The organism is Pseudomonas cuatrocienegasensis, from assembly GCF_900110925.1.
GTDB lineage: Bacteria > Pseudomonadota > Gammaproteobacteria > Pseudomonadales > Pseudomonadaceae > Aquipseudomonas > Aquipseudomonas cuatrocienegasensis.
The window spans coordinates 80,764-106,950 of the sequence record NZ_FOFP01000003.1 but is presented as its reverse complement, the minus strand read 5'-3'; the positions used below and the strand labels follow the sequence as shown (position 1 = coordinate 106,950).

Below are 26,187 nucleotides of genomic sequence, written 5' to 3'. Positions count from 1 at the left end.
CTCTTGCCCGTTTGCGTGTGCCGTGGCTGTGCACGCCGCGCCTTAACGGTGCCGAGACTGTGCATTTTTCAAGGGCTGTGGCCGGCCTTGTAGGAGCGAATTTATTCGCGATAATCACGACGCAATCGCGAATAAGGCTAGGGTCTGTTCCCGTTTCGTCGCGGCCGCGCCGGAGCCAGTTTTAGCGCGAGGCAAGGCACGAGATGCGAAGTTTAGTGAGCTAAATGAGCCATCGAGAAACGCGGCATCGCGCTAAAACTGGCCCGGCCCTGCGGGTTGCGCGCAAAATCTCGCCATGCGTTGTTGGAGGACTTGGCAAGGGAGCAACCATTCCCTGCGTCCTCCGCCTAGCGGAACGCCGCCCGGCCTGGCGAGATTTTTCGCAGCAACGCGGCGTGTGACGAAACGGGAACAGACCCTAGGCGCCCCTTCGCGCCTACACCTGCCTAATCAGGGTTGCTCCAGCAATTGGAATGCCTCCAAAAAAGCTATGTCCCAATTGGCTGTTGGATCCCTGTGCAGGCCATAAACGCAACATCTGCATGAGCCGCTGAATACGCGTAGGAGCCCCGCCTCGGGGCGAATCGATTGCAGCCATCCAGTGACTTAGGCGTTACCTATGGCATTCGCCGCGGGGCGCGGCTCCCACGAGAAGCATCATCCCCGTGCACAGGCACTGGGAACATAGCCAAAAAAAACGGGCCCCGAAGGGCCCGTCGTGTGCGCGTGCTGCTGTCAGGCGTCGTCGCCATCGTCGTCATCAGCGCCGTCGACCTTCATGCCGAGTTCCTTGATCTTGCGGGTCAGGGTGTTGCGCCCCCAGCCCAGCAGCACAGCGGCATCGCGGCGGCGGCCGGCGGTGTGCTTGAGTGCGGTCTCGATCATGATGCGCTCGAAGGCTGGTACGGCGCTGTCGAGCAGGTTGGACTGGCCGCGTGCCAGGGCCTGGTCGGCCCACTGGCGCAGGGCCTGTTCCCAGTTGCTGACCGGTGCGCTGTCCTGCGGTTGAGTCAGCAGCTCTGGCGGCAGGTCATCGACATGCACTTCACGGCCCGAGGCCATGACGGTGATCCAGCGGCAGGTGTTTTCCAGCTGGCGCACGTTGCCGGGCCAGGGCAGGTGCTTGAGGTATTCCTCGGTTTCCGCCTTGAGCAGCTTGGGTTCGACGGCCAGCTCCAGGGCGGCGCGGGCGAGGAAGTGGCGGGCCAGGGTCGGGATATCTTCGCGGCGATCAGCCAGGCGCGGGATATGGATGCGGATGACATTGAGGCGGTGGAACAGGTCTTCGCGGAACTTGCCGGCCTGTACCAGGGTTTCCAGATTCTGGTGGGTCGCGGCGATGATACGTACGTCGACCTTGACCGGGGTATGGCCACCGACCCGGTAGAACTCGCCGTCGGCCAGCACGCGCAACAGGCGGGTCTGGGTATCGGCCGGCATATCGCCGATTTCGTCGAGAAACAGGGTGCCGCCGTCGGCTTGCTCGAAGCGCCCGCGGCGCTGGTTGGCCGCGCCGGTGAAGGCGCCTTTTTCATGGCCGAACAGCTCGGACTCCATCAGGTCCTTGGGAATCGCCGCCATGTTCAGGGCAATAAAGGGTGAGGCTGCGCGTGGGCTGTGGCGATGCAATGCATGGGCAACCAGCTCCTTGCCGGTACCCGACTCGCCGTTGATCAGCACGGTGATGTTGGAGTGGCTCAAGCGGCCGATGGCGCGAAACACTTCCTGCATGGCCGGCGCTTCGCCGATGATTTCCGGCGTGCGCGCTTGCTCCACTGGTACCTGCAGGCCCTGCTGCTCCTGGGCGTGCTGGTTGGCACGCTTGACCAGGGAGACGGCCTCGTCGACGTCGAAGGGCTTGGGCAGGTACTCGAAGGCACCACCCTGGTAGGACGCCACCGCACTTTCCAGGTCGGAATGAGCGGTCATGATGATCACCGGCAGGCGCGGATACAGCTCGCGAATGCGCGCCAGCAAATCCAGGCCGCTGGCACCCGGCATACGGATGTCAGAGATGATCACATCCGGTTGCTGGCGGGTCAGGCGTGCCAGCACGCCGTCGGCGCTGTCGAAGCTCTGGGTGGTCATGCCTTCCTGTTGCAGGGCCTTTTCCAGTACCCAGCGAATGGAACGGTCATCATCGACAATCCAAACGGTTTCACTGCGACTCATGACGGGGTTGCTCCTTGTTCCAGCGGCAGGAAGATCGAGAACACGGTGTGGCCAGGGTGGCTGTCGCATTCGATCAAGCCTTGGTGCTGGCTAATAATGTTCTGGGTAATGGACAGGCCGAGCCCGGTGCCGTCGGCACGCCCGCTGACCATGGGGTAGAAAATGGTTTCCTGCAGTTCCTGCGGCACACCTGGGCCGTTGTCGATGATCTCGAGCTTGGCCACCAAACGGTGGCGCACATGGCCGATGGTGAACTGGCGCAGGGTGCGTGTACGCAGGGTGATGCGGCCCAGGCGCATTTCGTTCTGCGTGCCGATGGCCTGCATGGCGTTGCGCACGATATTGAGCACGGCCTGAATCATCTGTTCGCGGTCGATAAGCACATCCGGGATGCTCGGGTCGTAATCGCGCACCAAGGTGATGCTGCCCTGGCTTTCCGCTTCGATCAGGCTGCCGACGCGTTCGAGCACTTCATGCACGTTGGTCATCGCCAGGGACGGCAATTTGTTCGAGCCGAGCATGCGGTCGACCAGATTACGCAGGCGATCGGCCTCCTCAATGATCACGTTGGTGTAATCCTTGAGGCTTTCCTCTGGGAGTTCACGCGCTAGCAGCTGGGCTGCTCCACGGATACCGCCGAGGGGGTTCTTGATCTCGTGCGCCAGGCCGCGTACCAGCAGTTTGGTGGTCTCCTGTTTGGACAGCTGCGCTTCTTCCTTGGTGATGCGCAGCAGGCGATCGCGAGGGTGCACCTCCAGCAGCAGCATGGTGGTGCCGCGGCTGAGGATGGGTGTCACGGCGTAGTCGACGGTCAGGGTTTGCCCGGTGATGGCGGTCAGCACGGCTTCACGTTTATTGAACGGGTGTGCCTGCTCGACCGCCTGACGCAGGGCGCCGAGGGCTTCCGGTGACTCGGTGAACAGTTCGCTGATGAACTGCCCGTGGCTGCGCTGGCCGCTGACGGCCAGCAGCATTTCGGCGGCCGGATTCATGTATTCCAGGCGCAACTCGGCGTTGAGCAACAGCGTTGCTGTCGTCAGGTTGTCGAGCAGTAGGCGGTGCAGTGCGTCGTTAATGATCATAGGCTGAGGCATTCCGGCAATGGAGCAGGAAAATGCAAGAAGCAAACCAAGGCCCCGAAAAGACGCGTGATTGCTGAGCAAAAGGTGATCAGAGCCGCGTTTCGGCGCAGCGAACGGCACCGCGAGCGGTCCAAAACAGGGAGAGTATAGAAAGTGGTGCGCAATAGCGCACCTTTATGGTGCGAGCATGGTGGCTCAGATGAAGGGAATGAAGGGAATGTCTTTTTCCTCGACGGGTTTATCTTTCAGCGGGCATTCCGGGCGCACGCCATAGTCCGTCTTGGTGCAGGGTTTGGCCTTGCGTTTCTGCACCAGGGATGTACGCATCATATGGAAGGGTTGGCTGGGGGTGCGCTCCAGGGTTCGACCCTGGGCGTCGAGAATTTCCACAGCTAACTGATGGGTCCCCCGATCAATATTCTCCAGCGCGAACACTGGGCTGCGGCCTGCCTCGCCCCAAGGCTGGCTGTCGAGAACCAGGCGATAGAGGTGGCCAGGCTGCAGGCCCGGCTCGCTGGTGGCTGTGACGATCAGGTTGCCTGTGTTGTCGCGGATGGTTGCGTCCGGCTGAGGGATCAGAATGCGCAGCATCTGGTAAGCAGGCGCCGTGATAGTGGGCGCCTCCAGCGGCTGCTGCTGCGCCGGGCTAGGTGGTTGGGCCATGTTATTGGTCGGCGCCAGCTGCACGGATTCGACATTATGCTGGTTAGCCGAGGGGCGGTCGGTGAATACCCGATTACCCTCGGCATCAATGTAGGTGTAGACCTGCGCGCTGGCCGATGTGGCGAGCAGCAGCAGGCTGAGCAGCAGATTGCGCATGGGTCAGTTGGCCGGTTTTGGAGGCGTGGGAGGCTTGGGTGGTGGCGGGCGCAGCGCCGGGCTGCTGGTATTGACCCGCTGCACGGTGAAGGTCAGGGTCTCGCTTTGCTGCACCACTCGCTCGCCACTGAGAACCTGAACCGCCAGGCTGTGCTCGCCGCGATCAAGCTGGTGCAACTGCAGGGGTGGCGCCGAGCGCGGCTCGCCGTACGGGCGACCATCCAGCACCAGGCGCAAGCGGTGGCTCGGTGCCAGGGCTGGCTCGGTTTGCACGCCAACGCTGAAAGTGCCGTTGTTGGCGCGCAGGGCTTCGTCCGTTGGAATGTCCGTCAAGCGCAATACGCGGTAGGCCGCCTGAGTTGGGGCGGGCTCGGGGCTGCTGGCCGGAAGCTGCGGTGCTTGCATCTCTACGGTGTTGGTCGGCGGCAGTTCGACGCTCTCGGCCTGAATACCCTCGGGAGGCTGGTTGGTGAACACCGTGTTGCCTTTGGCGTCGGTGTACTTGTAGATCTGCGCACTGGCGGGCAGGGCCAGGGCAATCAGCAGGCAGGTGAGCAATAGGCGCATGGGCCTGTCTCCTGGGGCGTGGGTATAGATGCAGCGCTGCTGCTAAGCCTTGCACTGCTGCTCGTACCTGGCAAGGGGTCAAGCGTCACGGCGTGTGCCGGCGCACTCAAATGCTCGAAATCCGGCTCACGAAAAGGCGTTGTCCCGTTGCTCTGGGCGTTGGGGGTTGTCGCTTGGGTTGTTGTGCTGCACGCATCGGCTTCAGGTGCGCACGGCGCATCCTACTTATTTCAGCGCATTAAAAAGGCTATGTCCCAAAACCGTGTTGTAACCTCAAATCGGCTTGTGTAGGAGCGAATTTATTCGCGATTGTGCCGCGAATTTCGCGAATAAATTCGCTCCTACAGATATGCAACAGCCTATTGGGACATAGCCATTAAAAAAGCCTCCCCGGTTTGCACCGGGGAGGCCTTGGTCACGCCGCGTCTGCGGGTGTCGCTGGGTTAGACGCTGTAGTACAGGTCGTATTCCAGCGGGTGTACGAAGGTGCGGACTTTGATTTCTTCTTCCGATTTCAGCTCGATGTAGGCATCGATGAAGTCGTCGGAGAACACGCCGCCTTTGGTCAGGAACGCGCGGCCCTTGTCCAGCTCTTCCAGGGCTTCTTTCAGGCTGCCGCACACTTGCGGGATCAGCTTGCCTTCTTCTGGCGGCAGGTCGTACAGGTTCTTGTCAGCAGCATCGCCGGGGTGGATCTTGTTCTGGATGCCGTCCAGGCCAGCCATCAGCAGGGCGGCGAAGGCCAGGTAGGGGTTGGCAGCCGGGTCCGGGAAGCGTGCTTCGATGCGGCGGGCTTTCGGGCTGGAAACGTACGGAATACGGATCGAGGCCGAACGGTTACGGGCCGAGTAGGCCAGCATGACCGGCGCTTCGAAACCTGGGACCAGACGCTTGTAGGAGTTGGTCGACGGGTTGGTGAAGCCGTTCAGTGCTTTACCGTGCTTGATGATGCCGCCGATGAAGTACAGGGCGGTGTCGGACAGGCCGGCATAGCCTTCGCCTGCGAAGGTGTTCTTGCCATCTTTGGAGATGGACATGTGTACGTGCATACCCGAGCCGTTGTCGCCGTACAGCGGCTTCGGCATAAAGGTCGCAGTTTTACCGTAGGCATCAGCGACGTTGTGTACGCAGTACTTCAGGGTCTGAACTTCGTCAGCCTTGGCTACCAGGGTGTTGAACTTCACGCCGATTTCGTTCTGGCCGGCAGTCGCCACTTCGTGGTGGTGCACTTCGATGACCAGGCCCATTTCTTCCATGGCGTTACACATGGCAGTACGGATTTCGTGGTCGTGGTCGCACGGCGGAACTGGGAAGTAGCCACCTTTGACGGCAGGACGGTGGCCCTTGTTGCCGCCTTCGATGTCAGCGTCGGTGTTCCAGGAGCCTTGTTCGGAGAAGATCTTGAACATGGAGCCGGAGATGTCGGACTTGAACTTCACTTCGTCGAAGATGAAGAACTCAGGCTCCGGGCCGACGAATACGGTATCGCCGATGCCGGTGCTCTTGAGGAATTCTTCAGCGCGCTTGGCGATCGAGCGCGGGTCGCGATCGTAGCCCTGCATGGTGCTCGGCTCGATGATGTCGCAGACGATGATGACGGTCGGCTCTTCGGTGAACGGATCCAGTACAGCGGTTTCGTCAACCGGCAGCAGGATCATGTCGGAGGCTTCGATGCCTTTCCAGCCATGGATGGAGGAACCGTCGAACATCTTGCCGACTTCGAAGAATTCGTCGTCCAGCGCATCACGGGCCGGCATGGTCACGTGGTGCTGCTTACCCTTGGTGTCGGTGAAGCGCAGGTCTACCCACTTCACGTCGTGTTCTTTGATGAGTTGAATCGCCTTCGACATGCTGTCCTCCAGGTGGATAAGGCTCGAAGCTTGAGCCCCTATAAGTTCGGTGAAGCCTGGCTGGATACTCCGCCAGGACGACCTGCCTCACAAGGGAGCAAATTGCATGCCAGTGCCCCGGAATGGGTGCAGTGCCCGAAACGCAGGCGTGGCGGGGGCTGTGTCCAAAGATTAAGAAGTTGTATGCGCTTTGTTGGTGCGCTTTAAAAGAGTAGCGACCCAAAACGGTGCTCAATAAAGGTGCGTAAGGATTTTTGATCAAAGCTTGAGCAATTTCCGCTATAATCCTCGCCCCTGTTTTTCGGCTCTGTCGGCCCGCCCCACTTTCATGAAACTCATCGTTAAAGTTTTCCCGGAAATCACCATCAAAAGCCCGCCGGTGCGCAAGCAGTTCATCCGGCAGCTGGCGAAGAACATTCGCTCGGTGCTGCGCGATCTGGATCCGCAGCTGCTGGTGGTGGGCGTGTGGGACAACCTTGAGGTGCAGACCGAGGTGCGCGAGCCGGCTGTGCTGCAGGCGATGATCGAGCGGTTGGGCTGCACGCCAGGTATTACTCATTTTCTCCAGGTCGACGAATACCCCTTGGGGGACTTCGAGGACGTGCTGGACAAGTGCAAGCGTCATTTCGCTGATTTGTTACCGGGTAAAGTCTTCGCCGTGCGCTGCAAGCGCGCCGGCAAGCACCCGTTCAGCTCGATGGATATCGAGCGCTATATCGGCAGCCAACTGCGTCAGCAGTGCGGCGCCGCCGGTATTTCGCTGAAGCAGGCCGAGGTTGAAGTACGCCTGGAAATTCGCGATCAGCGCCTGTTCGTCATTCATCACCAGCACGACGGCCTGGGCGGTTACCCGCTCGGCGCGCTGGAGCAGACCCTGGTGCTGATGTCCGGTGGCTTCGACTCTACGGTCGCGGCTTATCAGATGATGCGCCGCGGGTTGGTTACCCACTTTTGCTTTTTCAACCTGGGCGGCCGTGCGCACGAACTGGGTGTGATGGAAGTGGCCCACTATCTGTGGAAGAAATTCGGCAGCTCGCAGCGCGTGCTGTTTATCAGCGTGCCGTTCGAGGAAGTGCTGGGTGAGATTCTCGGCAAGGTCGACAACAGCCAGATGGGCGTGGTGCTCAAGCGCATTATGCTGCGCGCGGCGACGACCATGGCCGAGCGCCTGCAGATCAATGCCCTGGTTACCGGTGAGGCGATCAGCCAGGTATCCAGCCAGACCCTGCCGAACCTCTCGGTGATCGACGCGGCCACCGATATGCTGGTGCTGCGGCCACTGCTGGCCAGCCACAAGCAGGACATCATCGATACCGCCACGGCCATTGGCACGGCCGAGTTCGCCAAGCACATGCCCGAATATTGCGGGGTGATTTCGGTCAACCCGACCACCAAGGCGAAGAAGCTGCGCATCGAATACGAGGAAAGCCAGTTCGACCAGGCCATTCTTGCGCGCGCCCTGGAACGGGCAACCTTGCTGCCGATCGACAAGGTGATCGACGAGCTGGCAAAGGATGTGCAAGTCGAGGAAGTCAGCGAAGTCCTGCCCAGTCATGTCATCATTGACATCCGTCATCCAGATGCCACGGATGAACAACCCTTACAACTTGACGGCATCGACGTGCAGACGTTGCCGTTCTACGCCGTAAACAGCCGCTTCAAGGAGCTGGATGCCAGTCGTCAATACCTGCTGTATTGCGACAAAGGCGTCATGAGCCGTTTGCATGCCCATCATCTGCTCAGCGAGGGGTATGCCAATGTGCGCGTTTATCGTCCGACATAAGACGCCCGGGTTGAATGGCGGGAGTATCCGCCATCGCCCTCCCGATTGTCAGGCAGCTTGAAGCTGCTGCCATGCCTTGGCACCGCCTGGCCGAATTCGCATTTAGTTAATACTCGCCGCCTAGACTAAGCGGCACACCGAATCCTCTGATCGAGATACACACGTGATCGAAAATCTACGCAACATCGCCATCATTGCCCACGTTGACCATGGTAAGACCACCCTGGTAGACAAACTCCTGCGTCAGTCCGGCACTCTGGAGCGCGGCGAGCTCAACGACGAGCGCGTGATGGACAGCAACGACCAGGAAAAAGAGCGTGGCATTACCATTCTCGCGAAGAACACCGCGATCAACTGGAACGGCTACCACATCAACATCGTCGACACCCCCGGCCACGCCGACTTCGGCGGTGAAGTTGAGCGCGTGATGTCGATGGTCGACTCCGTGCTGCTGCTGGTCGACGCCCAAGACGGCCCGATGCCGCAAACCCGCTTCGTGACCAAGAAGGCGTTCGAAGCCGGCCTGCGTCCGATCGTGGTAATCAACAAGGTCGACCGTCCGGGCGCGCGTCCGGACTGGGTTCTGGACCAGATCTTCGACCTGTTCGACAACCTCGGCGCCACCGAAGAACAGCTGGACTTCAAAGTCGTCTACGCCTCGGCGCTGAACGGTATTGCCGGTCTCGACCACACCGAGATGGCCGACGACATGACCCCGCTGTACCAGTCGATCGTCGACAACGTACCTGCGCCGAAAGTCGACCGTGAAGGTCCGTTCCAGATGCAGATCTCGGCACTGGACTACAACAGCTTCCTCGGCATTATCGGTGTTGGCCGTATCGCCCGTGGTAGCGTCAAGCCGAACACCCCGGTTGTTGCTATCGGTGCCGACGGCAAGAAGCGTAACGGTCGTATCCTCAAGCTGATGGGTCACCACGGTCTGCACCGTATCGACGTTGAAGAAGCTTTTGCAGGCGATATCGTTTGCGTCAGCGGTATGGACTCGCTGTTTATCTCCGACACCCTGTGCCACCCGGACACTGTCGAGGCGATGAAGCCTCTGACCGTCGACGAGCCAACCGTTTCCATGACCTTCCAGGTAAACGACTCGCCATTCTGCGGTAAAGAAGGCAAGTTCGTGACCTCGCGTAACATCAAGGACCGTCTGGACAAAGAGCTGCTGTACAACGTTGCTCTGCGCGTTGAAGAAGGCGACTCGGCTGACAAGTTCAAGGTTTCCGGCCGTGGTGAGCTGCACCTCTCGGTACTGATCGAAACCATGCGTCGCGAAGGCTTCGAAATGGGTGTGGGTCGTCCGGAAGTAATCATCCGTACGGTCGACGGCGTGAAGCAGGAGCCCTTCGAAAACGTCACCATCGACACCCCGGAAGAATCCCAGGGCAAGGTCATGGAAGAGATGGGCCTGCGCAAGGGCGACCTGACCAACATGGTCCCGGACGGTAAAGGCCGTGTGCGTCTGGAATACAACATCCCGGCGCGCGGTCTGATCGGTTTCCGTAACCAGTTCCTGACCCTGACCAACGGTGCTGGCATCCTGACCTCGATCTTCGATCGCTACGACACCATGAAGTCCGGCGACATGTCCGGCCGTCAGAACGGTGTGCTGGTATCGGTAGAAACCGGCAAGGCGCTGACCTACTCCCTGGAAACCCTGCAGGCGCGTGGCAAGCTGTTCGTTGAGCACGGCCAGGAAATCTACGGTGGTCAGATCGTTGGTCTGAACAGCCGCGATAACGACATGGGCGTCAACCCAACCAAAGGCAAGAAGCTCGACAACATGCGTGCTTCCGGCAAGGACGAAACCATCGCTCTGGTTCCGCCGGTGAAATTCACCCTGGAACAGGCTCTGGAATTCATCCAGGACGACGAGCTGTGCGAAGTCACGCCGAAGTCGATCCGCCTGCGCAAGAAGATCCTCGACGAAGGCGAGCGCACCCGCGCTGCCAAGAAAGCCAAGAACTGATCCAGTTCTAGCTCACTAGAAAGCCCCCGTTGGCGCAGGCCGGCGGGGGCTTTTTTATGCGTGCAGGATTGGTTTGGGTGGCTGTGTTTTAGCCGGCCTGGGGTTGCAGCACGGTCTGCTGAATGGCTTCGCCAATGCGCTCGAAGAGTGCACCCGCTTCGCGATTTTCGTCCAGATCAGCGGCACAGGCGATGATGATCAGCGCCTGCTCGGGCGTTTCTGGGCGAGCCACACCGACATGGCAGGCACGGCCTTGCTGGGTGCCGGTTTTCTGAATGAAAGGCAGGTCTTCGGCCAGGCCGGCCTCAAGGCGATAGGCCTCGTACTGATTCAGTCCGGTCAGTTGGTAGAGCAACTGCTGGCTGGCGTCACTGAGCAATTCGCCGCGGACCAGATCGCGCAGCAGGGCGCCGTAGCCGGTAAGGCTGCTGCTATTGCGGCCTTGGGCATAGTAACGGCGGTAGGCCTCATCAAGATCGTCCTGCTCAAGTTGTCCAGGCGTTAAGCCCAGGGCGTTGGCCAGGGCCTGCACACGTTCAGGCCCAATGGGTGCGGCGGCTACTTCGACGATCTGCTGGTTGCTCAGGTTGCGCGCATCGGGGTGCAGTTCGGCATAAAGATCCTGGCGCACTTGCAACAGTGACGTCAGCTGGCTGAAGCCATAACGCTCCAGGCTTGCGTTGAGCGTATCGACGCCTACCAGGCGAATCAGCATGTCCGCTGCGGTGTTGTCGCTTTCGCGCAGCATCTCTTCGAGCAGGGTGCGGATGCTGAAGGTCGTGCCTACGTCGCTCCAGACGGTACCGCCTGAGCCATCCACCTTGTCTTCGGCGGTCAGTTCGACGGCTTGATCCAGGCTCAGGCGACCTTTGTCGACGCCTTGTAGCACCGCGATGGCCACGGGCAGTTTGACGGTGGAGGCGAGGTACCAGGGGCCTTCGGCCTGATAATCGAGGTGACCTTCGCTCAGGTGCTCGACATACACGCCCAGCTTGCCAGGCGACTCGGCATCCAGACGTTCGAGGCGTTCTTGCAGCTCGGCTCGCCAGGGCGCCTCGCTTGAGGGGCTGGCCCAGAGCCAGGCGGCGAGCAGCAGGCCAACAGCAAGCAGAGGCAGCAGAACGCGTGGGTTCATCGGTTGTTCCCATCCATGGGTTTGAGCAGTCCACTGCGCGTCAAGGCTTCGCCGACCTGGCGCAGGCTGCGCTCGCTGCGCGCCATCGACAGGTCACCGCGCACGCAGGCCACCACCAGCACGGGGGCTTGGCCCTGACGCGCTGGTGGCTCGATCAGCCCCGCATCGCAGGCGCGTGCCCGCTGGGTGCCGGTTTTCTGGGCATAGGGCGTGGCAGCCGGCAAGCCCGCCCTGATCCGTTGGTTGCCGGTCTGCACCTGGCGCATCAGGCCCAGCAGGTAATCGGTATGTGCCGCATCCAGCGCGCGGCCATCAGCCAGGCCTTCGAGCACCTCGGCCAGAGCCGTCAGGTGGGCCGAGTTGGCGCCGCCGGCATAGTAGGCCTGGTAGGCCTGGTCGAGGCTGATGGGCTGCAGATCGGCCTCAGCCAGGCCCAGTTGTCGGGCCACTGCCGCTTTGCGTGAGCCGCTGGCGTGGCGAATCTGCAGAAAGTCCTGGCCGGCTAGCTGCTGAGCGTTCGGGTGCCACTGGCTGTAGATCTGCCGGCGCACGCCCGCCAGGGTAGTGATGGCAAAGAGCGGCTGATCGCCCGCCAGGTTTCGCGCTACCTGATTCACCGCATCCAGGCCCACCAGACGAATCAGGCGGTCGGAGGCGGTGTTGTCGCTGTAGATGATCATCTGTTCGAGCAGGGTGCGTACCGCCACCCGACTACCCACAGGGCGCGCATTACTGCTGCCGGCGCCATCGACGTAGTCCTCGGCTGCCAGGGTAAGCGGGCTATCGAGGTGGATGGTGCCTGCCATCGCCGCCTGCAGTACCGCTATGGCGATTGGCACTTTGACGGTGGATGCCAGGTACCAGGGCTCGTCGGCCTGGTAGGCGACGATCCGCTGGCTGTGCAGATCCTTCACGTACACGCCCAGTTCGCCAGGGCTCTGGGCATCGATCTGGGCCAACTGCTCGAGCAGGTAGTCGGGCCACGTAGGTGGCTCCAGCGCTGCGACGGCGTTGCTGCTAAGAGTGAAAGCAACGGCCAGATGGCGCCACGCGGTAAGGCGATGGAGCATGTGCAACCTCGGAGTAGGAGTACTCCAGATTCGAGGGGCTAGTGGCCAAGCTGTTCAACCATTGTGCGCGTGGCGTGCCAGGCAAGGCGTAACCTGAAGTTGCGACATGTCGTAGACAGGCGCTGCAACGCTGCTCGCGACGAAACAGCTCCTCAGCGCCCGAGCACACGCATAGCGTTCGTGGATAAGTCTTGCATCAGCGTTTGGGCTTGTAGGCGCAGTAGCCAGGGCGTGGTCCGATGCGTGGATGGTTGCGGCAGGTATCGGGACGCTTGTCGTAGATAGTGCACAGGCGAGAGGTGCGATCCAGGTACAGGCAGTCGTTATTGCTCATGCGCGCCAGGGTGAAGATGCCGGATTTCTGGTTGAAGCGCTCGACGATGCCGTCTTTCTGCAGGCGTTTGGCGATGTTCTTCGCAGGTTCCCCACGCTCGAACTCATCGACCACGCCGATGCGGATGAGATCGCTCAAGCGCGCTTCCACCGGCAGCGTGCAGCAGCTGGAGTTGCAGGAGTGACACATATCCGCAGTGTATTTGGCCCAGGTATCGAGGCGGTCTAGTTCGGCTGCGGCGATCAGATTGTTCTTCATTGGCTTCGATGATGTCGGTGGTCGGCGTGAGGGGGCGCGATCATAGCGTTCGGGGCGCTGCTGTGGAGTGCTTTTCGCCAGACGGTTAGAGTGTCTAACGGTTGCCGCTCAGACAGTGCTGTCGTTGGGCTATTATAGCGCGCTGACTCGGATGTCCAGTTCAGGCCTGCATGCTTGTTCGAGGGCCATCACACGCACCATTTCAGGCTTTGGACTGCTTTGTGTTCATTCCACACCCTATTCTTGCGCGCTGCCCTGCGCCTGCCAGGCTTGCCTGCTGCCATGCTTTTGCGTGGGGCGGGCCATGAGTCGTTGTGCTGATGCCGGCTGGAGCATGAGCGTCCCGGTTCTACTGACCGGCTTGATTTGTCTCGGCGTCGTCGTGCTGGCACGCTGGGTTTTGCGCCAGCGTTACTTTCCTGGGCGCGAGTCGTTCCTCTATATGCACCTGGCCAGCCTGTGGTGGATGGCTGCTGCAGCGCTGGAGCTGGCAACCCAGGACGCCGGCTGTAAGCAGTTGTGGGCAGTCATGGCCTGGCCCGGAATTGTTGGCGTGCCGACCTTTTGGGCGGTCTTCCTGTGGCAATACGTCAACAGCATACGCCAGCCGTTGCTCTTGCCGCTGCGCCTGGCGTTGGGTCTGGCGCCTGTGTTGATCTGGGGCATGGCGGCCAGCAATCCCTGGCATGCTTTGTTCTATGGGGCTGGTACTGCGCCGATCGCGGATACACCGGGCGCGCCGGTGCAGTATGAACACGGTCCGCTGTTCTATCTGGCCACTGTCTACGTCTACCTGCTGATGTGTTTCTGCTTGGCTGTGGTCGTGCGGGCTGCCGTCGTTGGTTATGGGGTTCATCGCCGCCACTATCTGTGTTTTGTGCTGGTTACGGCGCTGCCTTGGCTGGCCAATTTCAGTTACGTGGGGTTCGGCTGGACGCTGTTTGGTTTTGACCCCACGCCGTTCAGCTTCGCTTTCACGCTCCTTGCATTTGCCTGGCTGATCGTCAGCGTGCGGCTGTTCGATCTGCTGCCGATGGCGCGGCACCTGCTGCTTGAAGCGTTGCTTGATCCCGTGTTGGTGGTTGATCCTCAGCGCCGGGTCGTCGAGGCCAATCCCGAGGCGCTTAAGCTGGCGGGGCTGCATACCAGCTGGCAGGGGCGCGCGCTGGAGCACTGGCCGGTATTCGGGCCGGCATTGCAGGCGTTGCTGGAGCGCCAAGCCAGTGAGGACCAACTGCTCGTTCTGCATAGCTCTGCGCGCTATTTCGAGGTGCGTACCCGGGCGATCGAGCGCATTACCCGCGATGGTGCTGTCGTGCTGGGGCGAATGCTCTACCTGCGTGATGTGACCCAGCGTCATCTCGACGCGCTCCGGCTGGCGGAGGCACTGGCCGTGAGCGAGGAGCGCCTGCGCACGATTTCCAGCCTGCATGCGCAGTTGCAGGAGCAGGCGCTGTGCGATCCGTTGACCGGGTTGTACAACCGACGTTACCTGGATGAATTCTTCGCCCGTGAGCTGGCCCGCGCGCAGCGCGAGCAAAGCCCGATCGCCATTGGCCTGATTGATCTTGACCATTTCAAACAGCTCAATGACCTGCACGGGCATTTGGCTGGCGATGATGTGCTCAAGGCTGTTGCTCAGCACTTGCTGGATAGTCTGCGCAGTTCTGATGCGGTGTTTCGCATCGGCGGTGAAGAATTTTTGCTGATTCTGCCGGGGGCGGGGCGCGACGAAGCGCTGATGCGTCTGCAGGCGTTGTGCCGCGCATTGGCTGGTGAGCCGCTGCCCACGCGCAGTGGCGGCCAACACATCACGCTGTCGGCGGGGTTGGCAGTCTGGCCGCAGCAGGGCAATGACCTCGATCAACTGCTGCAGGTGGCCGACTTGGCGCTTTACCAGGCCAAGCGCAATGGGCGCAATCAGGTCGTGGTGGCCGCAGACCCGGCATGACCGGCGGCAGGAGGCGCGGTTGTCGCGAACAGGTTAAACTGCCGCGATTCCACATCCTCCCGGAGCCTTCAATGTCGCGCGTTACCCTGAGCCGCTATCTGATCGAACAGACCCGCAGTCACAATACCCCGGCTGATCTGCGTTTCCTCATCGAAGTCGTGGCGCGCGCCTGCAAGGCCATCAGCCATCAGGTGTCCAAGGGCGCCCTGGGCGGCGTGCTGGGCAGCATGGAAACCGAGAACGTGCAGGGCGAGGTGCAGAAGAAGCTGGACGTGCTGTCCAACGAAATCCTGCTTGAGGCCAACGAGTGGGGCGGTCACCTGGCCGGCATGGCTTCCGAGGAAATGGACAATGCCTACCAGATTCCTGGGCGCTACCCCAAGGGCGCCTACCTGCTGGTCTTCGATCCGCTCGATGGCTCTTCCAATATCGATGTCAACGTCTCGGTCGGTACCATCTTCTCGGTGCTGCGTTGCCCTGAACGTAATGGCGAACTCGGCGACCTGGGTGAAGAAGCCTTCCTGCAGCCGGGCACCGAACAGGTCTGCGCCGGCTATGCGATCTACGGCCCGCAGACCATGCTGATGCTGACCCTGGGCAATGGCGTCAAGGGCTTTACCCTGGACCGCGAGCTGGGCAGCTTCGTGCTCACCCACGATGACATCAAGGTGCCGGAAAGCACCCAGGAGTTCGCCATCAATATGTCGAACCAGCGTCACTGGGAGCCACCGGTCACCCGTTACGTCAATGAGCTGCTGGCCGGGCAGGACGGCCCCCTGGGCAAGAACTACAACATGCGCTGGATCGCCTCCATGGTCGCCGACGTGCACCGTATCCTCACCCGTGGTGGCGTCTTCATGTACCCGCGTGACTCCCGTGAGCCGGAGAAGCCGGGCAAACTGCGCTTGATGTACGAGGCCAACCCGATGTCGATGATTATCGAGCAAGCGGGCGGCGCTGCCACCAACGGTACCCAGCGCATCCTCGATATTCAGCCGACCTCCCTGCACCAGCGTGTAGCGGTCTACCTTGGCTCGAAGGAAGAAGTCGAGCGGGTCACCGCTTACCATAAAGGCTGATCTCTGCTGTGCCTGGCAGGCTCCCTGCCAGGCCGTATCTAACACGCATTCCTCCCTCCGTGCGCCTCTGCACCGCGCCTTCCTTGATTTGTCTTCTGCGCTAAGCGAGCTCTCCGTCAAGGAACCTGGCTCGCGGTTCTAACGTCCAAGCAGGCGGTCGTCGCGACCTTGTGCCAAGCTGTCTGTTATCTGTCGCCCTGGAGCTCACCCATGTCACTGCGCACTATCGCCCTTGTGGCGTGCTGTCTGTTGTTGGTCGCCTGTAACAAGATCAACCAGGCCAACTATTCCAAGCTTGAGGCGGGTATGGCCAAGGCCGAAGTGGAGACACTGCTCGGACGGCCGAGCGAATGTGCCGGGGCGTTGGGTGTTCTCAGTTGTACCTGGGGCACCCAGGAGCGCTTTATCAGCGTGCAGTACGCCGGCGACAAGGTCCTGATGTTTTCAGGTAAAGGTTTGCAATAAGGAGTCAACGATGCGATTAGCCGCTGCTGTGCTGGCACTGGGTGTGTTGGCGGGATGCGCGAATTCGGGAACCGGTGTGGTGCCGCCGAAGACTGTCGACCGGGTCGACCTGGCCCGCTATCAGGGTACCTGGTACGAGCAGGCCCGCCTGCCGATGTTCTTCCAGCGCGATTGTGCACAGTCCGAGGCACATTACAGCCTGCAGGATGACGGCAGTATCGGCGTACTCAACCGCTGCCGGACGCTGGAAGGCGAATGGCAGCAGGCGGAGGGGCGTGCAGTGCCTCAGGTTGAAGGCAAGACCGACAAGCTGTGGGTCACCTTCGACAACTGGTTCAGCAACCTCCTGCCGGGCGTGGCCAAAGGCGACTACTGGGTGCTGTACCTCGATAACGATTACCGTACCGCGCTGGTGGGTAGCCCCAACCGCAAGTTCCTGTGGTTATTGACGCGCGAGCAGAAAGTGTCTGCCGCGCAGCGTGACAAATTGCTGGAGGTGGCGCGCAGCCAGGGCTATGACACTCAAGAGCTGATCTGGCGCAGCCCGAACGCGGCGATCAGAACACCCTGATAGGCGTCTTCTGCGTTCGCAGCGCCCGTTAGCGGGTGCATTCGCTCACCCGTTCGGGTGAGCGAAACCGCAGGCAGGAGTGGGTAGTCTCCTTCGATGCCACTCGGCATCACAATAAGAAGGAGCCACCATGCGCCCGACCCTCAAGACGTTGACCGCCGCCATTCTGCTCGCCGGTCTTTCCACTGCCCACGCCATGCCGTACAGCCAATTGGTGATCTTCGGGGACTCGCTCAGCGACAGCGGCCAGTTTCCGGATGCCGGTAGCCCGCTGCTGTTCGGCAATCCCACGGGCGGCCTGCGTTTTACCAACCGTACCGGTCCCGGCTATGCGGACAACAACAGCGAGTATTACGCGCAGGTTTCGACCCAGCGTCTGGCCACTCAGCTAGGGTTGCAGGCGCTGCCGTCGACGCCGATTCTGCCGCAGGCGCTGACTGGCAATGCCGACGGGACCAACTACGCCGTGGGCGGCTACCGCACGGATCAGATTCTTGGCTCCATCGTCGACACCAACGGCTCAGTGGTGGACACGGGGCTGGGTCTCAGCCGTACACGCAATGGTTACCTGGTCGACGTGCCACGGGTGGATCCCAATGCGCTGTTCTACATCAATGGCGGCGGTAACGATGTGCTGCAGGGCGTGATTGTCGATCAGACCACGGCTTCGGCTTCGGCTGCCGACTTGGTCGCCGGAGTTGCGGCTCTGCAGGCGGCTGGGGCGCGCTATATCATCGTTTCGGACTTGCCGGATGTAGGGTTGACGCCGGCCGGTTTCGCCTCCGGTCAGCGTTCGGCTTTTTCGGCCGCTGCCGAGTTGTTCAATACCGAGTTGGCCAGCCAGCTGGGTACCCTGGGCGGCAACGTTATCCGCTTGAACGTCCGTGGCTTGCTGGCCGAGGTACAGACCGACCTGGCTCTATACGGGTTTGACCCCAGCGTCAGTCAATCCGATGTGTGCTTCAGTGGCGATCTCTGCCTGGAAGACGCTACTTCCGGCATCAACAGCGCCACGGCCAACCCTGATCGGCTGTTGTTCAACGATGGCGTGCACCCCACCGCAGCCGTGCAGCAAATCAGCGCCGACTACATTTATTCGATTCTCGCAGCGCCCTGGGAAACGGGTCTGCTCCCGGAAATGGCATTGGGCAGCCTGACGGGCCATCAACAGCAACTGCGCAGCGAGTGGCAGTCGCAGCGCAATGCCTGGCAACCGGTGGGGCAATGGCAAAGCCTGGTGGCGGCCTCCGGTCAGCAGCTGGCTTTCCAGCGAGGCGAAGCGGTTGCCGAGGGCGACAGCCAAGGGCTCGGTTTGACCGTGGGCGGCAGTTACCGGCTGGACGCGAATTGGCGCCTGGGTATCGCCCTGGGTGTGCAGGACCAGCAGCTTGAAGCCGGTGCGGCCGATTCGGAGTACGACCTGCGCAGCTACCTGCTGAGTGCGTTCGCCCAGTATCAGAACGGTCGTGTCTGGGCTGATCTTGGCGCGACCGCCGGGCACCTCGATTACAGCGATCTGCAGCGACGTTTTGCCCTGGGCATAACCGAGCGCAAGGAGAGCGGGGATAGTGAGGGCCAGCTCTGGGCATTGTCCGGGCGCCTGGGCTACGACCTGGCCAATGCCGACAGCGGCTGGCAGGTCAGTCCCTTCGTCAGTGCAGACCTGGCGAAAATCACCGTTGACGGCTACCGCGAGCAGGGCAGCAGCGCCACTGCCCTGGATTTCGACGAGCAGCAGCGTGACAGCCGTCGTCTGGGCGTGGGTGTGCAGATGAACTATGCGGTGAATGCGATGACGCAGGTTTTCGCTGAAGTTGCCCGTGAGCGTGAGTTCGAGGACGATCCGCGCGATCTGCGCATGGGCTTGTCCAGCGTCGAAGGCTCATCGTTCGAGTTGCAAGGCTATGCGCCGGCGAGCGGGCAAACACTGGCGAGCATGGGCATCAGCCACGCCCTCGCGGCGGATATGGACATCCGCGCCACCTACCACTGGCGCGGGACTGAGGCGCGTCAGCAGGCGGTCAGCCTGGCCTTCAACTGGGACTGGTAAGTGGTGCTACTGCCAATCCAGACGGGCAAGTCGCCACTCGCCGTCTTCCAGCCACCACTCAAGCTTCACGGTGTAGTGCTTGGCGCTGTCGGGGATCAGCCCTTCAGCGCCGACCAGGCCGACCTGCGCTTCGGTGTGGCCCTTTTCGCTGTAGGTGGGGTCGATGTGGCTGCTCTTGCTCAGCGCCAGCACCTTGATGTTCTTGTGGCGCATGAATAACAACGTCATGGTGCGTTTGGCCCAGTCGCGGTCATAGGTGGCCTGGGCTGTGAACTCAGGGTGCAGTTGCTCGATCACCGCGCTGGTCTTCTTCGCTTCCAGGTTGTCCTGCAATTGCTGCACGGCTGCTTCGAGGGCGGCCTGCGGGTCATCCGCGCCGCCACAGCCGCTCAGCAGGGCACAAATCAAGGTGAGGGAGAGGGCAAATTTCGGCAGCCACATGTTCAAGTCCTTTTTCATGGTTATGATGCGTGGTCAGGCGCGCTTGCATGCCAAGGCGCCGGTATTCATCAGGAGCACACCATGCAGACTTTGTACCCGGAGATCAAACCCTACGCGCGTCACGAGCTCGCGGTGGAGGAGCCGCATGTCCTGTACGTGGACGAGAGCGGATCGCCCGATGGGTTGCCGGTGGTGTTTATCCATGGTGGTCCGGGTGCCGGTTGCGATGCCCTGAGCCGGCGCTTCTTCGACCCCAATCTGTATCGCATCGTCACCTTCGATCAGCGCGGCTGCGGCCGTTCGACGCCCCACGCCAGCCTGGAGAACAACACCACCTGGCATCTGGTGGCGGACCTGGAGCGCATCCGCGAGCACCTGGGTATCGAGCGCTGGGTGCTGTTCGGCGGCTCCTGGGGTTCGACCCTGGCGCTGGCCTATGCTCAGGCCCATCCCGAGCGGGTTCAGGCGCTGATCCTGCGCGGTATCTTCCTCTGCCGGCCACAGGAGTTCGACTGGTTCTACCAGGCCGGGGCCAGCCGCATCTTCCCTGACTACTGGCAGGACTACGTGGCGCCGATCCCCCTGGAGGAGCGCGATAACCTGATGCAGGCCTTCTACAAGCGCCTCACCGGTCCGGACCAGATTGCCCAGATGCATGCGGCCAAGGCCTGGTCGACCTGGGAGGGGCGCACGGCCACGTTGCGGCCCAATCCGCAGGTGGTCGAGCGTTTCAGCGAAAGCCACCGCGCGCTGTCGATTGCCCGTATCGAATGCCACTACTTCGTCAACAATGCCTTCCTTGAGTCTGACCAACTGTTGCGCGACATGCCGAAAATCGCCCATTTGCCGGGCGTGATCGTGCATGGCCGCTACGACATGATCTGCCCGCTGGACAACGCCTGGGCACTGCACCAAGCCTGGCCCAACAGCGAGCTGCAGATCATCCGCGATGCCGGCCATGCCGCCTCCGAGAGCAGCATCACCGATGCCCTGGTGCGCGCGGCCGACGAGATCGCCCGGCGCCTGTTAGACCTGGCCCCGGACGAAGCATGAAGGCACTGATTCAGCGGGTATCCAGTGCCCGTGTCGAAGTCGCTGGTGAGGTGGTGGGGGCGATTGATCAGGGCCTGCTGGCGCTGGTGGGTGTCGAGCCCCAGGACAACCCGGCCAGCGTCGAGAAGATTCTCCATAAGCTGCTCAACTACCGAGTGTTCAGCGATGCCGCCGGCAAGATGAACCTGTCACTTAGCGATGTCGGTGGCGGTCTGTTGCTGGTTTCCCAATTCACCCTGGCGGCCGACACCAGGAGTGGTCTGCGCCCCAGTTTTTCCAGCGCCGCACCGCCGGCACTGGGGGCTGAGCTGTTCGACCTGTTGGTAACTCAGGCCCGCGCGAAGCATCCGCAGATCGCCACGGGCCAGTTCGGCGCCGATATGCAGGTGCACCTGATCAATGACGGGCCGGTGACCTTTCTGTTGGAGAGCTGAGTCGGCGCTTGCCGACTTGTTTGCCTCGGCCAATCAGCTCGCCTGCATACAGCGCCCAGAGAATGATCAGGGGCTGGAACGGTAACCGTAGCCAGTAATACCAGGTCGCCGCCGGCAGCCCCTCAACCTGTAGGCCATCCAGGGCGTTCTTGATGTTCGCCGGGAACACGCAGACGAAATAAATCGCCAGGGCAATCGCAGCATAGCGCCGTAAACGTGGCATCAGCAGGCCCATGGCGCCTGCCAACTCGCAAAGCCCAGTGAACAGCACCAGGTGCTCTGGAAAGGGCAGGTACTCCGGCATCATGGGCAGGTAACGTTGGGGCGTCAGCAGGTGATCGGCGCCCGCCATCAGCAACGCCAAAGCCATGGCCAAACGCATGCGTTGTGGCCAGGTAGCCACGCCCGGTGCGCCGCAGCGATGAGCCAGGGCGGCTATTGCAGTCAGGCCGAGTAACAGGGCAATAAACAACATGGGGACTCCTCGGTGGTAGGAACAGTCGCGCTTCGACATAATGTGGGCGTCGTCAACATAGAAGAGGATGTTGTCAGTGTCAACACGTAAGCCGGAGCAGTCTTATCACCATGGCGAGTTGCGCAGTGCGCTTGTGCTCGCGGCTACCGAGCTGCTGGTCGAGGGCGGGCTGGCATCCATCAGCCTGCGCGAGGTCGCGCGCCGTGCGGGCGTCTCGCACAACGCGCCTTATCGGCACTTTGCTGACCGCGACAGCCTGCTGGCGGCGTTAGCCACCCAGGGATTTATCCAGTTGGAGCAGGCGATGGATCAGCAGCCGGGCGGGCTGGCTGAACTGGGGCAGTGCTATGTGCGTTTCGCCCTGGCGCAGCCGGGACATTTCGCGCTGATGTTCAGTGTCAGCCTGGACAAACGCCGCTATCCCGAGCTGCAACAGGCTGCGGCGGCCTTACATGCACGTCTTGTGGCGGTGGTGCAGGTCGCCGCGCCGCAACGCCCTCACCAGGTTGCAACACTGGCCGCCTGGAGCCTGGTACACGGTCTCGCTCATTTGCTGCAAGAGCAGCAGTTGGGCGAAACCCTAGGCCCCGGACTGAGTGCCGAACAACTGGCTGAACAGGTGACACAGTTGTTTGCTCGCTTGCTCTAGGGTCTGTTCCTGTTTCGTCGCGTGTGACGAAACGGGAACAGACCCTAGGCGTTTAGCGCCTCTGCGACAAAGTCCAGGCGATCCTGGCCGAAGTGCATTTCAGCGCCTACAAAGAAGGTCGGTGCGCCGAACGCGCCACGTTTGACGGCTTCTTCGGTGGTGGCCTTGAGGCGTTCCTTGATCGCCTCATCGTTGACCAGACGCTCGAATTCGTCCAGGTCGAAGCCGGCAGTGCTAAGCACTGTGGCAACCACTTCGGGTTTGCCGAGGTTTTTCTGTTGCACCCATAGCGCCTCGAAAATGGTTTTCACGTAGTGCTCGAAGCGCTCGCTGCCCTGGTAGCCGGCCGCGCCGCGCATCAGCGTCAGGGTATTGATCGGGAAGTGCGGGGTGAAGCTCATCGGTACGCCGTAGCGGCTGGCGAAGCGCGCCAGGTCCTGCAGCATATAGCGGCCCTTGGCCGGAATATTCACCGGCGACTGGTTGCCGGTGGCCTTGAACACGCCACCGAGCAGCATAGGCCGCCAGATAATCTGTGCGCCGGCCTCGCGGGCGATGCGCGGCAACTGAGTCCAGGCCAGGTAGCTGGCCGGGCTGCCGAAATCGAAGAAGAACTCGACGGTTTTGCTCATTGCATGCTCCTTTTGGCTGTCTTGTTATGACGCGCAGTTGCTAGAACGTCTCAGACCAGGGGCGTAGATCCAGTTCATGCACCCAGCAATCGCGTGGCTGGCAGTGGATCTGCCAGTAGGTCTCGGCGATATGCTCGGGGTTGAGGATGCCGTCCTGATCCTTGAGCTGGTACAGCTGGGGGAAGGTGTCGCGGATAAACGCAGTATCGATAGCCCCGTCTATGATCGGGTGGGCAACGTGGATGCCCTGGGGTCCGAGTTCGCGGGCCATGCTCTGGGCCAGCGCGCGCAGGGCGAACTTGGCACTGGCGAACGCAGAGAAATTCGCCCGGCCACGCAAGGAGGCGGTTGCCCCGGTAAAAATGATCGTGCCCTGGGCGCGCGGCAGCATCACCTTGGCGGCTTCACGGCCGGTGAGGAACCCGGCCAGCGCCGCCATTTCCCAGACCTTGCGGTAGACCCGCTCGGTGGTTTCGGTGATGGAGAACTGCACGTTGGCGCCGATATTGAACACCACCGCATGCAGCGGACCGACCTCGCGCTCGATAGTGGCGAACAGTTCGACTACCTGCTCCTCGACCCGTGCATCACAGGCAAAGGCCCGGGCTGTGCCGCCAGCGGCTTCGATCTCCGCTACCAGTGCGCCGAGTTTATCGGCATTACGCCGCGCCACACAGGCGACATAACCCTCGCGGGCGAAGCGTTTGGCGATGGCGCCACCGGTGGCATCGCCGGCTCCTACCACCAGAATGGCTTTGCGTTCGGACATTGCAGTCTCCTTGAGTTCTCTTTTGGAACCTGAATGGATAGTCGGTTCCATTTTGGAACCTGTCAAGCTATGGTGGGCCATCGCACATGGAGGCTGAACAATGCGCTGGGAAGAACTCGAGCAGCAATCCTGCTCCCTGGCCCGCACCTTGTCGGTGGTGGGCGACCGCTGGACCCTCCTGGTGCTGCGTGAAAGTTTTCTTGGCACGCGTCGCTTCGACGAGTTCGAGAAGCGTCTTGGGATTACCCGGCACCTGTTGGCCGACCGGCTGAAAAAGCTGGTGGAGAGCGGCGTGCTGAATAAGGTTGCTTATCAGCAGCGGCCTCTGCGCGAGGACTATCGCCTCAGCGACAAGGGTCGTGATCTTTACCCGGCGATCATGGCGCTGGTGCACTGGGGTGATCGCTATATGAGCGGCCCTGAAGGTGCGCCGATCCGCCATATCCACCGTAACTGTGGCCAGCCGATGCATGGTGTGCTGGTGTGTTCGGATTGCGCTGAGCCGCTGCAGCCGCGGGATGTGTTGCTGGAAGAAGCGCCGGCGCTCAAGGGGCAGCTCTTGCCAGCGCATTGGCAGGCTCGGCGAGCGGAGGAGCAGCAATAGGCGCACGTAGCCCGCTCGTAGGGTGCGCCGCGCGCACCAGGTATCGGCTTGCCCAGCGCACCCTACAGGTCAGGCAGTTAGAACAAGCGCGCCAGCAGCGCCGTCACCGCCGTTTCTACCCGCAAAATGCGCTCGCCCAGTTGCACCGGTTGCAGGCCAGCTTGCTGCAGCTTTTCCACTTCATAGGGAATCCAACCGCCTTCCGGGCCGATGGCCAGGGTGATCGGCTGCTCGACCGCGCGCGGGCAGGCTGGGTAGTCGCCGGGGTGGCCGACCAGCCCCAGAGTATTGGCCGCAAGAGCGGGTAGCTGGTCTTCGACGAAGGGTTTGAAGCGCTTTTCGATAATCACTTCCGGCAGCACGGTATCGCGAGCCTGCTCCAGGCCGAGGATCAGTTGCTCGCGAACTGCTGCAGGTTCGAGAAAGGGTGTCTGCCAGAAGCTTTTTTCCACCCGGTAGCTGTTCAGCAGGATCAGCCGGGGCACGCCCATGCTGCTGACGGTTTGCAACACCCGACGGAGCATTTTCGGTCTGGGCAGGGCGAGCAACAGGGTCAGCGGCAGTTTGGCGGGCGGCGGCTGGTCGACGCTCACTTCCAGGGTGGCGCTCAGGGCGTCGAGCTGGATGACCTGACCATGGCCCATCAGCCCACCGAGGCGACCGGCACGCAATGAATCCCCTACGGCTACGCGATGCACTTCCAGCAGATGCTTCAAACGCCGCCCGCTGAGCTGCACGGTGTCGGCGGCGATGAAGTCGCCGTCCTCAAGTAGCAGCAGGTTCACGGTTGGGTGCTGGGCGGCTGATCCTGGGAGGGCGATTCCTCAGCTGTTTCCGCCGATTCCTCTTCGTGCTCGTCACGGCGTTTGACCATCGCGCCAAACAGCAGGCCGGCTTCGAACAGCATCCACATGGGCACCGCCAGCAGCGTCTGCGAAAACACGTCCGGGGGGGTCAGCACCATGCCGACGACAAAGCAGCCAACCACCACGTACGGCCGGCTCTTGCGCAGGGTGGCTACATCGACGATACCGACCCAGATCAGCAGGAAGGTCGCCACCGGGATCTCGAAGGCCACGCCAAAGGCGAAGAACAGGGTCAGCACGAAATCCAGGTACTGGCCGATATCGGTCATCATCGACACGCCCTCCGGGGTCACGCTGGCGAAGAAGCCGAACATGATCGGGAAGACGACAAAGTAGGCGAAGGCCATGCCGCCGTAGAACAGCAGGATGCTGGAGATCAGCAGCGGCACGGCGATGCGCTTCTCGTGCTTGTACAACCCTGGCGCGATAAAGCCCCAGATCTGATGCAGGATGACCGGCATCGAGAGAAACAGCGCGACCACCATGGTCAGCTTGAACGGTGTGAGAAACGGCGAAGCCACGCCGGTGGCGATCATGGTCGCGCCTTCCGGCAGGTAGGCGCGCAAGGGCGCGGCCACCAGGGCGTAAATATCCTGGGAGAAGTAGAACAGCCCGGCGAACAGCACCAGGATGGCGCCGACGCAGCGCAATAGGCGGCTACGCAATTCGGTCAGGTGCGTGACCAGCGGCATTTCCTGGTCGTTGTCGGCAAGTCTGCTCATGGCGCGGGTTTCTGATCCTGGCTGGCGAGTGGCGTCGTGGGTGCGGCAGGCGGCTTTATTTCAGGCGCATCACCGCCAACTTCCGGCGCCTTGGGCGGCAGGCTGCCAGGCGACAGCAGGTCCTGCTTCATGGCGTTCATCTCGCGTTCCAGATCGAGAATCTGCTCATTGTGCAGTTGCCGACGAATTTCATCGGCACCGATTTCCCGTTCGACCTCGGCCTTGATCGCGCTGAAGCTGCGCTTGATCCGGCCGATCCACAGGCCGGCCGTGCGCACAGCACCCGGCAGCCGTTCGGGGCCGAGCACGACCAGGGCGACGATCCCGACGAGCAGCAGTTCGGTAAAACCTACATCGAACATGGCGTGGGCT

Annotated in this window: 26 protein-coding genes; 11 read left to right on the top strand and 15 right to left on the bottom strand. The window is 61.6% G+C overall.

Features of this window, described 5'->3' with window-relative positions:
• Positions 1-735: 735 nt before the first annotated feature.
• The 5 genes from ntrC to glnA all read right to left on the bottom strand — a co-directional run bounded on the left by ntrC (position 736) and on the right by glnA (position 6,490).
• The gene (gene ntrC / locus BMW49_RS05510; protein WP_069516338.1) at positions 736-2,172 is read right to left on the bottom strand and encodes a two-component system response regulator NtrC; all 1,437 of its coding nucleotides are present in this window, start codon (positions 2,170-2,172) and stop codon (positions 736-738) included.
• Complete coding sequence (gene glnL, locus BMW49_RS05505) at positions 2,169-3,254, bottom strand: nitrogen regulation protein NR(II) (RefSeq protein WP_069516337.1); 1,086 nt, start codon at positions 3,252-3,254, stop codon at positions 2,169-2,171. Before glnL ends, ntrC begins: the two co-directional genes overlap by 4 nt.
• A gap of 195 nt (positions 3,255-3,449) precedes the next feature.
• Positions 3,450-4,073 (bottom strand): DUF4124 domain-containing protein, encoded by a 624-nt coding sequence (locus BMW49_RS05500; protein WP_069516336.1) that lies wholly within the window; start codon positions 4,071-4,073, stop codon positions 3,450-3,452.
• Positions 4,074-4,076: 3 nt separating this feature from the next.
• Positions 4,077-4,640, bottom strand: a complete 564-nt coding sequence (locus tag BMW49_RS05495; RefSeq protein WP_069516335.1) for a DUF4124 domain-containing protein — start codon at positions 4,638-4,640, stop codon at positions 4,077-4,079.
• 443 nt (positions 4,641-5,083) lie between these two features.
• On the bottom strand, positions 5,084-6,490 hold the full coding sequence (gene glnA, locus BMW49_RS05490) for a glutamate--ammonia ligase (RefSeq protein WP_069516334.1): 1,407 nt from the start codon (positions 6,488-6,490) through the stop codon (positions 5,084-5,086).
• A 328-nt stretch (positions 6,491-6,818) separates the two neighbouring features.
• Between glnA and thiI the strand changes: the two genes are divergently transcribed.
• Together thiI and typA are read left to right on the top strand one after the other, a co-directional pair.
• Complete coding sequence (gene thiI, locus BMW49_RS05485) at positions 6,819-8,273, top strand: tRNA uracil 4-sulfurtransferase ThiI (protein ID WP_069516333.1); 1,455 nt, start codon at positions 6,819-6,821, stop codon at positions 8,271-8,273.
• Positions 8,274-8,436: 163 nt separating this feature from the next.
• Positions 8,437-10,257: a translational GTPase TypA gene (typA, locus tag BMW49_RS05480; RefSeq protein ID WP_069516332.1), complete on the top strand. Its 1,821-nt coding sequence runs from the start codon at positions 8,437-8,439 to the stop codon at positions 10,255-10,257.
• An 88-nt stretch (positions 10,258-10,345) separates the two neighbouring features.
• Here typA and BMW49_RS05475 read toward each other — a convergent pair whose 3' ends face one another.
• The 3 genes from BMW49_RS05475 to BMW49_RS05465 form a co-directional block, all read right to left on the bottom strand.
• Positions 10,346-11,392 carry a serine hydrolase gene (locus BMW49_RS05475; RefSeq protein WP_090390865.1) on the bottom strand — a complete coding sequence of 349 codons (1,047 nt, stop codon included), beginning with the start codon at positions 11,390-11,392 and terminating at the stop codon, positions 10,346-10,348.
• Positions 11,389-12,462: a serine hydrolase gene (locus BMW49_RS05470; protein ID WP_069516331.1), complete on the bottom strand. Its 1,074-nt coding sequence runs from the start codon at positions 12,460-12,462 to the stop codon at positions 11,389-11,391. Before BMW49_RS05470 ends, BMW49_RS05475 begins: the two co-directional genes overlap by 4 nt.
• Before the next feature lie 196 nt (positions 12,463-12,658).
• The gene (locus BMW49_RS05465) at positions 12,659-13,054 is read right to left on the bottom strand and encodes a YkgJ family cysteine cluster protein (protein ID WP_069516330.1); all 396 of its coding nucleotides are present in this window, start codon (positions 13,052-13,054) and stop codon (positions 12,659-12,661) included.
• A gap of 304 nt (positions 13,055-13,358) precedes the next feature.
• On the opposite strand from BMW49_RS05465, the gene BMW49_RS05460 reads away from it, so the two are divergent.
• The 5 genes from BMW49_RS05460 (at position 13,359) to BMW49_RS05440 (ending at position 19,170) form a co-directional block, all read left to right on the top strand.
• Positions 13,359-15,005 (top strand): histidine kinase N-terminal 7TM domain-containing diguanylate cyclase, encoded by a 1,647-nt coding sequence (locus tag BMW49_RS05460; protein ID WP_069516329.1) that lies wholly within the window; start codon positions 13,359-13,361, stop codon positions 15,003-15,005.
• Between the two features lie 71 nt (positions 15,006-15,076).
• Positions 15,077-16,084, top strand: a complete 1,008-nt coding sequence (locus BMW49_RS05455) for a class 1 fructose-bisphosphatase (protein ID WP_069516328.1) — start codon at positions 15,077-15,079, stop codon at positions 16,082-16,084.
• 210 nt (positions 16,085-16,294) lie between these two features.
• The gene (locus BMW49_RS05450) at positions 16,295-16,549 is read left to right on the top strand and encodes a hypothetical protein (RefSeq protein WP_069516327.1); all 255 of its coding nucleotides are present in this window, start codon (positions 16,295-16,297) and stop codon (positions 16,547-16,549) included.
• A 10-nt stretch (positions 16,550-16,559) separates the two neighbouring features.
• Positions 16,560-17,120: a lipocalin family protein gene (locus BMW49_RS05445; protein WP_069516326.1), complete on the top strand. Its 561-nt coding sequence runs from the start codon at positions 16,560-16,562 to the stop codon at positions 17,118-17,120.
• A gap of 130 nt (positions 17,121-17,250) precedes the next feature.
• Positions 17,251-19,170 carry an autotransporter domain-containing SGNH/GDSL hydrolase family protein gene (locus BMW49_RS05440; RefSeq protein WP_069516325.1) on the top strand — a complete coding sequence of 640 codons (1,920 nt, stop codon included), beginning with the start codon at positions 17,251-17,253 and terminating at the stop codon, positions 19,168-19,170.
• A gap of 6 nt (positions 19,171-19,176) precedes the next feature.
• Here the strand turns inward: BMW49_RS05440 and BMW49_RS05435 are convergent, their stop codons facing one another.
• A complete protein-coding gene (locus tag BMW49_RS05435) occupies positions 19,177-19,611 on the bottom strand; it encodes a hypothetical protein (RefSeq protein WP_069516324.1) in 435 nt (144 codons plus the stop codon).
• Between the two features lie 81 nt (positions 19,612-19,692).
• Here BMW49_RS05435 and pip point away from each other — a divergent pair, with 81 nt between their 5' ends.
• Positions 19,693-20,664: a prolyl aminopeptidase gene (pip, locus tag BMW49_RS05430; RefSeq protein ID WP_069516323.1), complete on the top strand. Its 972-nt coding sequence runs from the start codon at positions 19,693-19,695 to the stop codon at positions 20,662-20,664.
• Positions 20,661-21,098: a D-aminoacyl-tRNA deacylase gene (gene dtd / locus BMW49_RS05425; RefSeq protein ID WP_069516322.1), complete on the top strand. Its 438-nt coding sequence runs from the start codon at positions 20,661-20,663 to the stop codon at positions 21,096-21,098. Before pip ends, dtd begins: the two co-directional genes overlap by 4 nt.
• On the opposite strand, the gene BMW49_RS05420 is transcribed toward dtd, so the two are convergent.
• Positions 21,061-21,573, bottom strand: coding sequence for a DoxX family protein (locus BMW49_RS05420; RefSeq protein ID WP_208600957.1), 513 nt, complete (start codon positions 21,571-21,573; stop codon positions 21,061-21,063). The two genes, dtd and BMW49_RS05420, sit on opposite strands and share 38 nt — an antisense overlap.
• 76 nt (positions 21,574-21,649) lie before the next feature.
• Here BMW49_RS05420 and BMW49_RS05415 point away from each other — a divergent pair, with 76 nt between their 5' ends.
• Positions 21,650-22,222 (top strand): TetR/AcrR family transcriptional regulator, encoded by a 573-nt coding sequence (locus BMW49_RS05415; RefSeq protein ID WP_167362778.1) that lies wholly within the window; start codon positions 21,650-21,652, stop codon positions 22,220-22,222.
• 44 nt (positions 22,223-22,266) lie between these two features.
• Here the strand turns inward: BMW49_RS05415 and BMW49_RS05410 are convergent, their stop codons facing one another.
• Together BMW49_RS05410 and BMW49_RS05405 are read right to left on the bottom strand one after the other, a co-directional pair.
• The gene (locus BMW49_RS05410) at positions 22,267-22,854 is read right to left on the bottom strand and encodes a 2-hydroxychromene-2-carboxylate isomerase (RefSeq protein WP_069516320.1); all 588 of its coding nucleotides are present in this window, start codon (positions 22,852-22,854) and stop codon (positions 22,267-22,269) included.
• A 40-nt stretch (positions 22,855-22,894) separates the two neighbouring features.
• On the bottom strand, positions 22,895-23,623 hold the full coding sequence (locus tag BMW49_RS05405) for an SDR family oxidoreductase (protein ID WP_069516319.1): 729 nt from the start codon (positions 23,621-23,623) through the stop codon (positions 22,895-22,897).
• A 100-nt stretch (positions 23,624-23,723) separates the two neighbouring features.
• Here BMW49_RS05405 and BMW49_RS05400 point away from each other — a divergent pair, with 100 nt between their 5' ends.
• The gene (locus BMW49_RS05400; RefSeq protein ID WP_069516318.1) at positions 23,724-24,227 is read left to right on the top strand and encodes a winged helix-turn-helix transcriptional regulator; all 504 of its coding nucleotides are present in this window, start codon (positions 23,724-23,726) and stop codon (positions 24,225-24,227) included.
• Between the two features lie 77 nt (positions 24,228-24,304).
• Here BMW49_RS05400 and BMW49_RS05395 read toward each other — a convergent pair whose 3' ends face one another.
• From BMW49_RS05395 to tatB, 3 genes are read right to left on the bottom strand one after another with little or no spacing between them, the layout of a single operon-like run.
• Positions 24,305-25,012: a 16S rRNA (uracil(1498)-N(3))-methyltransferase gene (locus BMW49_RS05395; RefSeq protein ID WP_069516317.1), complete on the bottom strand. Its 708-nt coding sequence runs from the start codon at positions 25,010-25,012 to the stop codon at positions 24,305-24,307.
• The gene (gene tatC / locus BMW49_RS05390) at positions 25,009-25,815 is read right to left on the bottom strand and encodes a twin-arginine translocase subunit TatC (protein WP_069516316.1); all 807 of its coding nucleotides are present in this window, start codon (positions 25,813-25,815) and stop codon (positions 25,009-25,011) included. The genes BMW49_RS05395 and tatC overlap by 4 nt, the downstream gene beginning before the upstream one ends.
• Complete coding sequence (gene tatB / locus BMW49_RS05385) at positions 25,812-26,177, bottom strand: Sec-independent protein translocase protein TatB (RefSeq protein WP_069516315.1); 366 nt, start codon at positions 26,175-26,177, stop codon at positions 25,812-25,814. The genes tatC and tatB overlap by 4 nt, the downstream gene beginning before the upstream one ends.
• Positions 26,178-26,187: the final 10 nt, after the last annotated feature.

What these genes read in the sequence shown, in the direction of transcription:
- ntrC (WP_069516338.1), bottom strand. Translation starts at nt 2,172, where the DNA reads ATGAGTCGCAGTGAAACCGTTTGGATTGTCGATGATGACCGTTCCATT.
- glnL (WP_069516337.1), bottom strand. Translation starts at nt 3,254, where the DNA reads ATGATCATTAACGACGCACTGCACCGCCTACTGCTCGACAACCTGACG.
- BMW49_RS05500 (WP_069516336.1), bottom strand. Translation starts at nt 4,073, where the DNA reads ATGCGCAATCTGCTGCTCAGCCTGCTGCTGCTCGCCACATCGGCCAGC.
- BMW49_RS05495 (WP_069516335.1), bottom strand. Translation starts at nt 4,640, where the DNA reads ATGCGCCTATTGCTCACCTGCCTGCTGATTGCCCTGGCCCTGCCCGCC.
- glnA (WP_069516334.1), bottom strand. Translation starts at nt 6,490, where the DNA reads ATGTCGAAGGCGATTCAACTCATCAAAGAACACGACGTGAAGTGGGTA.
- thiI (WP_069516333.1), top strand. Translation starts at nt 6,819, where the DNA reads ATGAAACTCATCGTTAAAGTTTTCCCGGAAATCACCATCAAAAGCCCG.
- BMW49_RS05475 (WP_090390865.1), bottom strand. Translation starts at nt 11,392, where the DNA reads ATGAACCCACGCGTTCTGCTGCCTCTGCTTGCTGTTGGCCTGCTGCTC.
- BMW49_RS05470 (WP_069516331.1), bottom strand. Translation starts at nt 12,462, where the DNA reads ATGCTCCATCGCCTTACCGCGTGGCGCCATCTGGCCGTTGCTTTCACT.
- BMW49_RS05465 (WP_069516330.1), bottom strand. Translation starts at nt 13,054, where the DNA reads ATGAAGAACAATCTGATCGCCGCAGCCGAACTAGACCGCCTCGATACC.
- BMW49_RS05460 (WP_069516329.1), top strand. Translation starts at nt 13,359, where the DNA reads ATGAGTCGTTGTGCTGATGCCGGCTGGAGCATGAGCGTCCCGGTTCTA.
- BMW49_RS05455 (WP_069516328.1), top strand. Translation starts at nt 15,077, where the DNA reads ATGTCGCGCGTTACCCTGAGCCGCTATCTGATCGAACAGACCCGCAGT.
- BMW49_RS05450 (WP_069516327.1), top strand. Translation starts at nt 16,295, where the DNA reads ATGTCACTGCGCACTATCGCCCTTGTGGCGTGCTGTCTGTTGTTGGTC.
- BMW49_RS05445 (WP_069516326.1), top strand. Translation starts at nt 16,560, where the DNA reads ATGCGATTAGCCGCTGCTGTGCTGGCACTGGGTGTGTTGGCGGGATGC.
- BMW49_RS05440 (WP_069516325.1), top strand. Translation starts at nt 17,251, where the DNA reads ATGCGCCCGACCCTCAAGACGTTGACCGCCGCCATTCTGCTCGCCGGT.
- BMW49_RS05435 (WP_069516324.1), bottom strand. Translation starts at nt 19,611, where the DNA reads ATGTGGCTGCCGAAATTTGCCCTCTCCCTCACCTTGATTTGTGCCCTG.
- pip (WP_069516323.1), top strand. Translation starts at nt 19,693, where the DNA reads ATGCAGACTTTGTACCCGGAGATCAAACCCTACGCGCGTCACGAGCTC.
- dtd (WP_069516322.1), top strand. Translation starts at nt 20,661, where the DNA reads ATGAAGGCACTGATTCAGCGGGTATCCAGTGCCCGTGTCGAAGTCGCT.
- BMW49_RS05420 (WP_208600957.1), bottom strand. Translation starts at nt 21,573, where the DNA reads ATGTTGTTTATTGCCCTGTTACTCGGCCTGACTGCAATAGCCGCCCTG.
- BMW49_RS05410 (WP_069516320.1), bottom strand. Translation starts at nt 22,854, where the DNA reads ATGAGCAAAACCGTCGAGTTCTTCTTCGATTTCGGCAGCCCGGCCAGC.
- BMW49_RS05405 (WP_069516319.1), bottom strand. Translation starts at nt 23,623, where the DNA reads ATGTCCGAACGCAAAGCCATTCTGGTGGTAGGAGCCGGCGATGCCACC.
- BMW49_RS05400 (WP_069516318.1), top strand. Translation starts at nt 23,724, where the DNA reads ATGCGCTGGGAAGAACTCGAGCAGCAATCCTGCTCCCTGGCCCGCACC.
- tatC (WP_069516316.1), bottom strand. Translation starts at nt 25,815, where the DNA reads ATGAGCAGACTTGCCGACAACGACCAGGAAATGCCGCTGGTCACGCAC.
- tatB (WP_069516315.1), bottom strand. Translation starts at nt 26,177, where the DNA reads ATGTTCGATGTAGGTTTTACCGAACTGCTGCTCGTCGGGATCGTCGCC.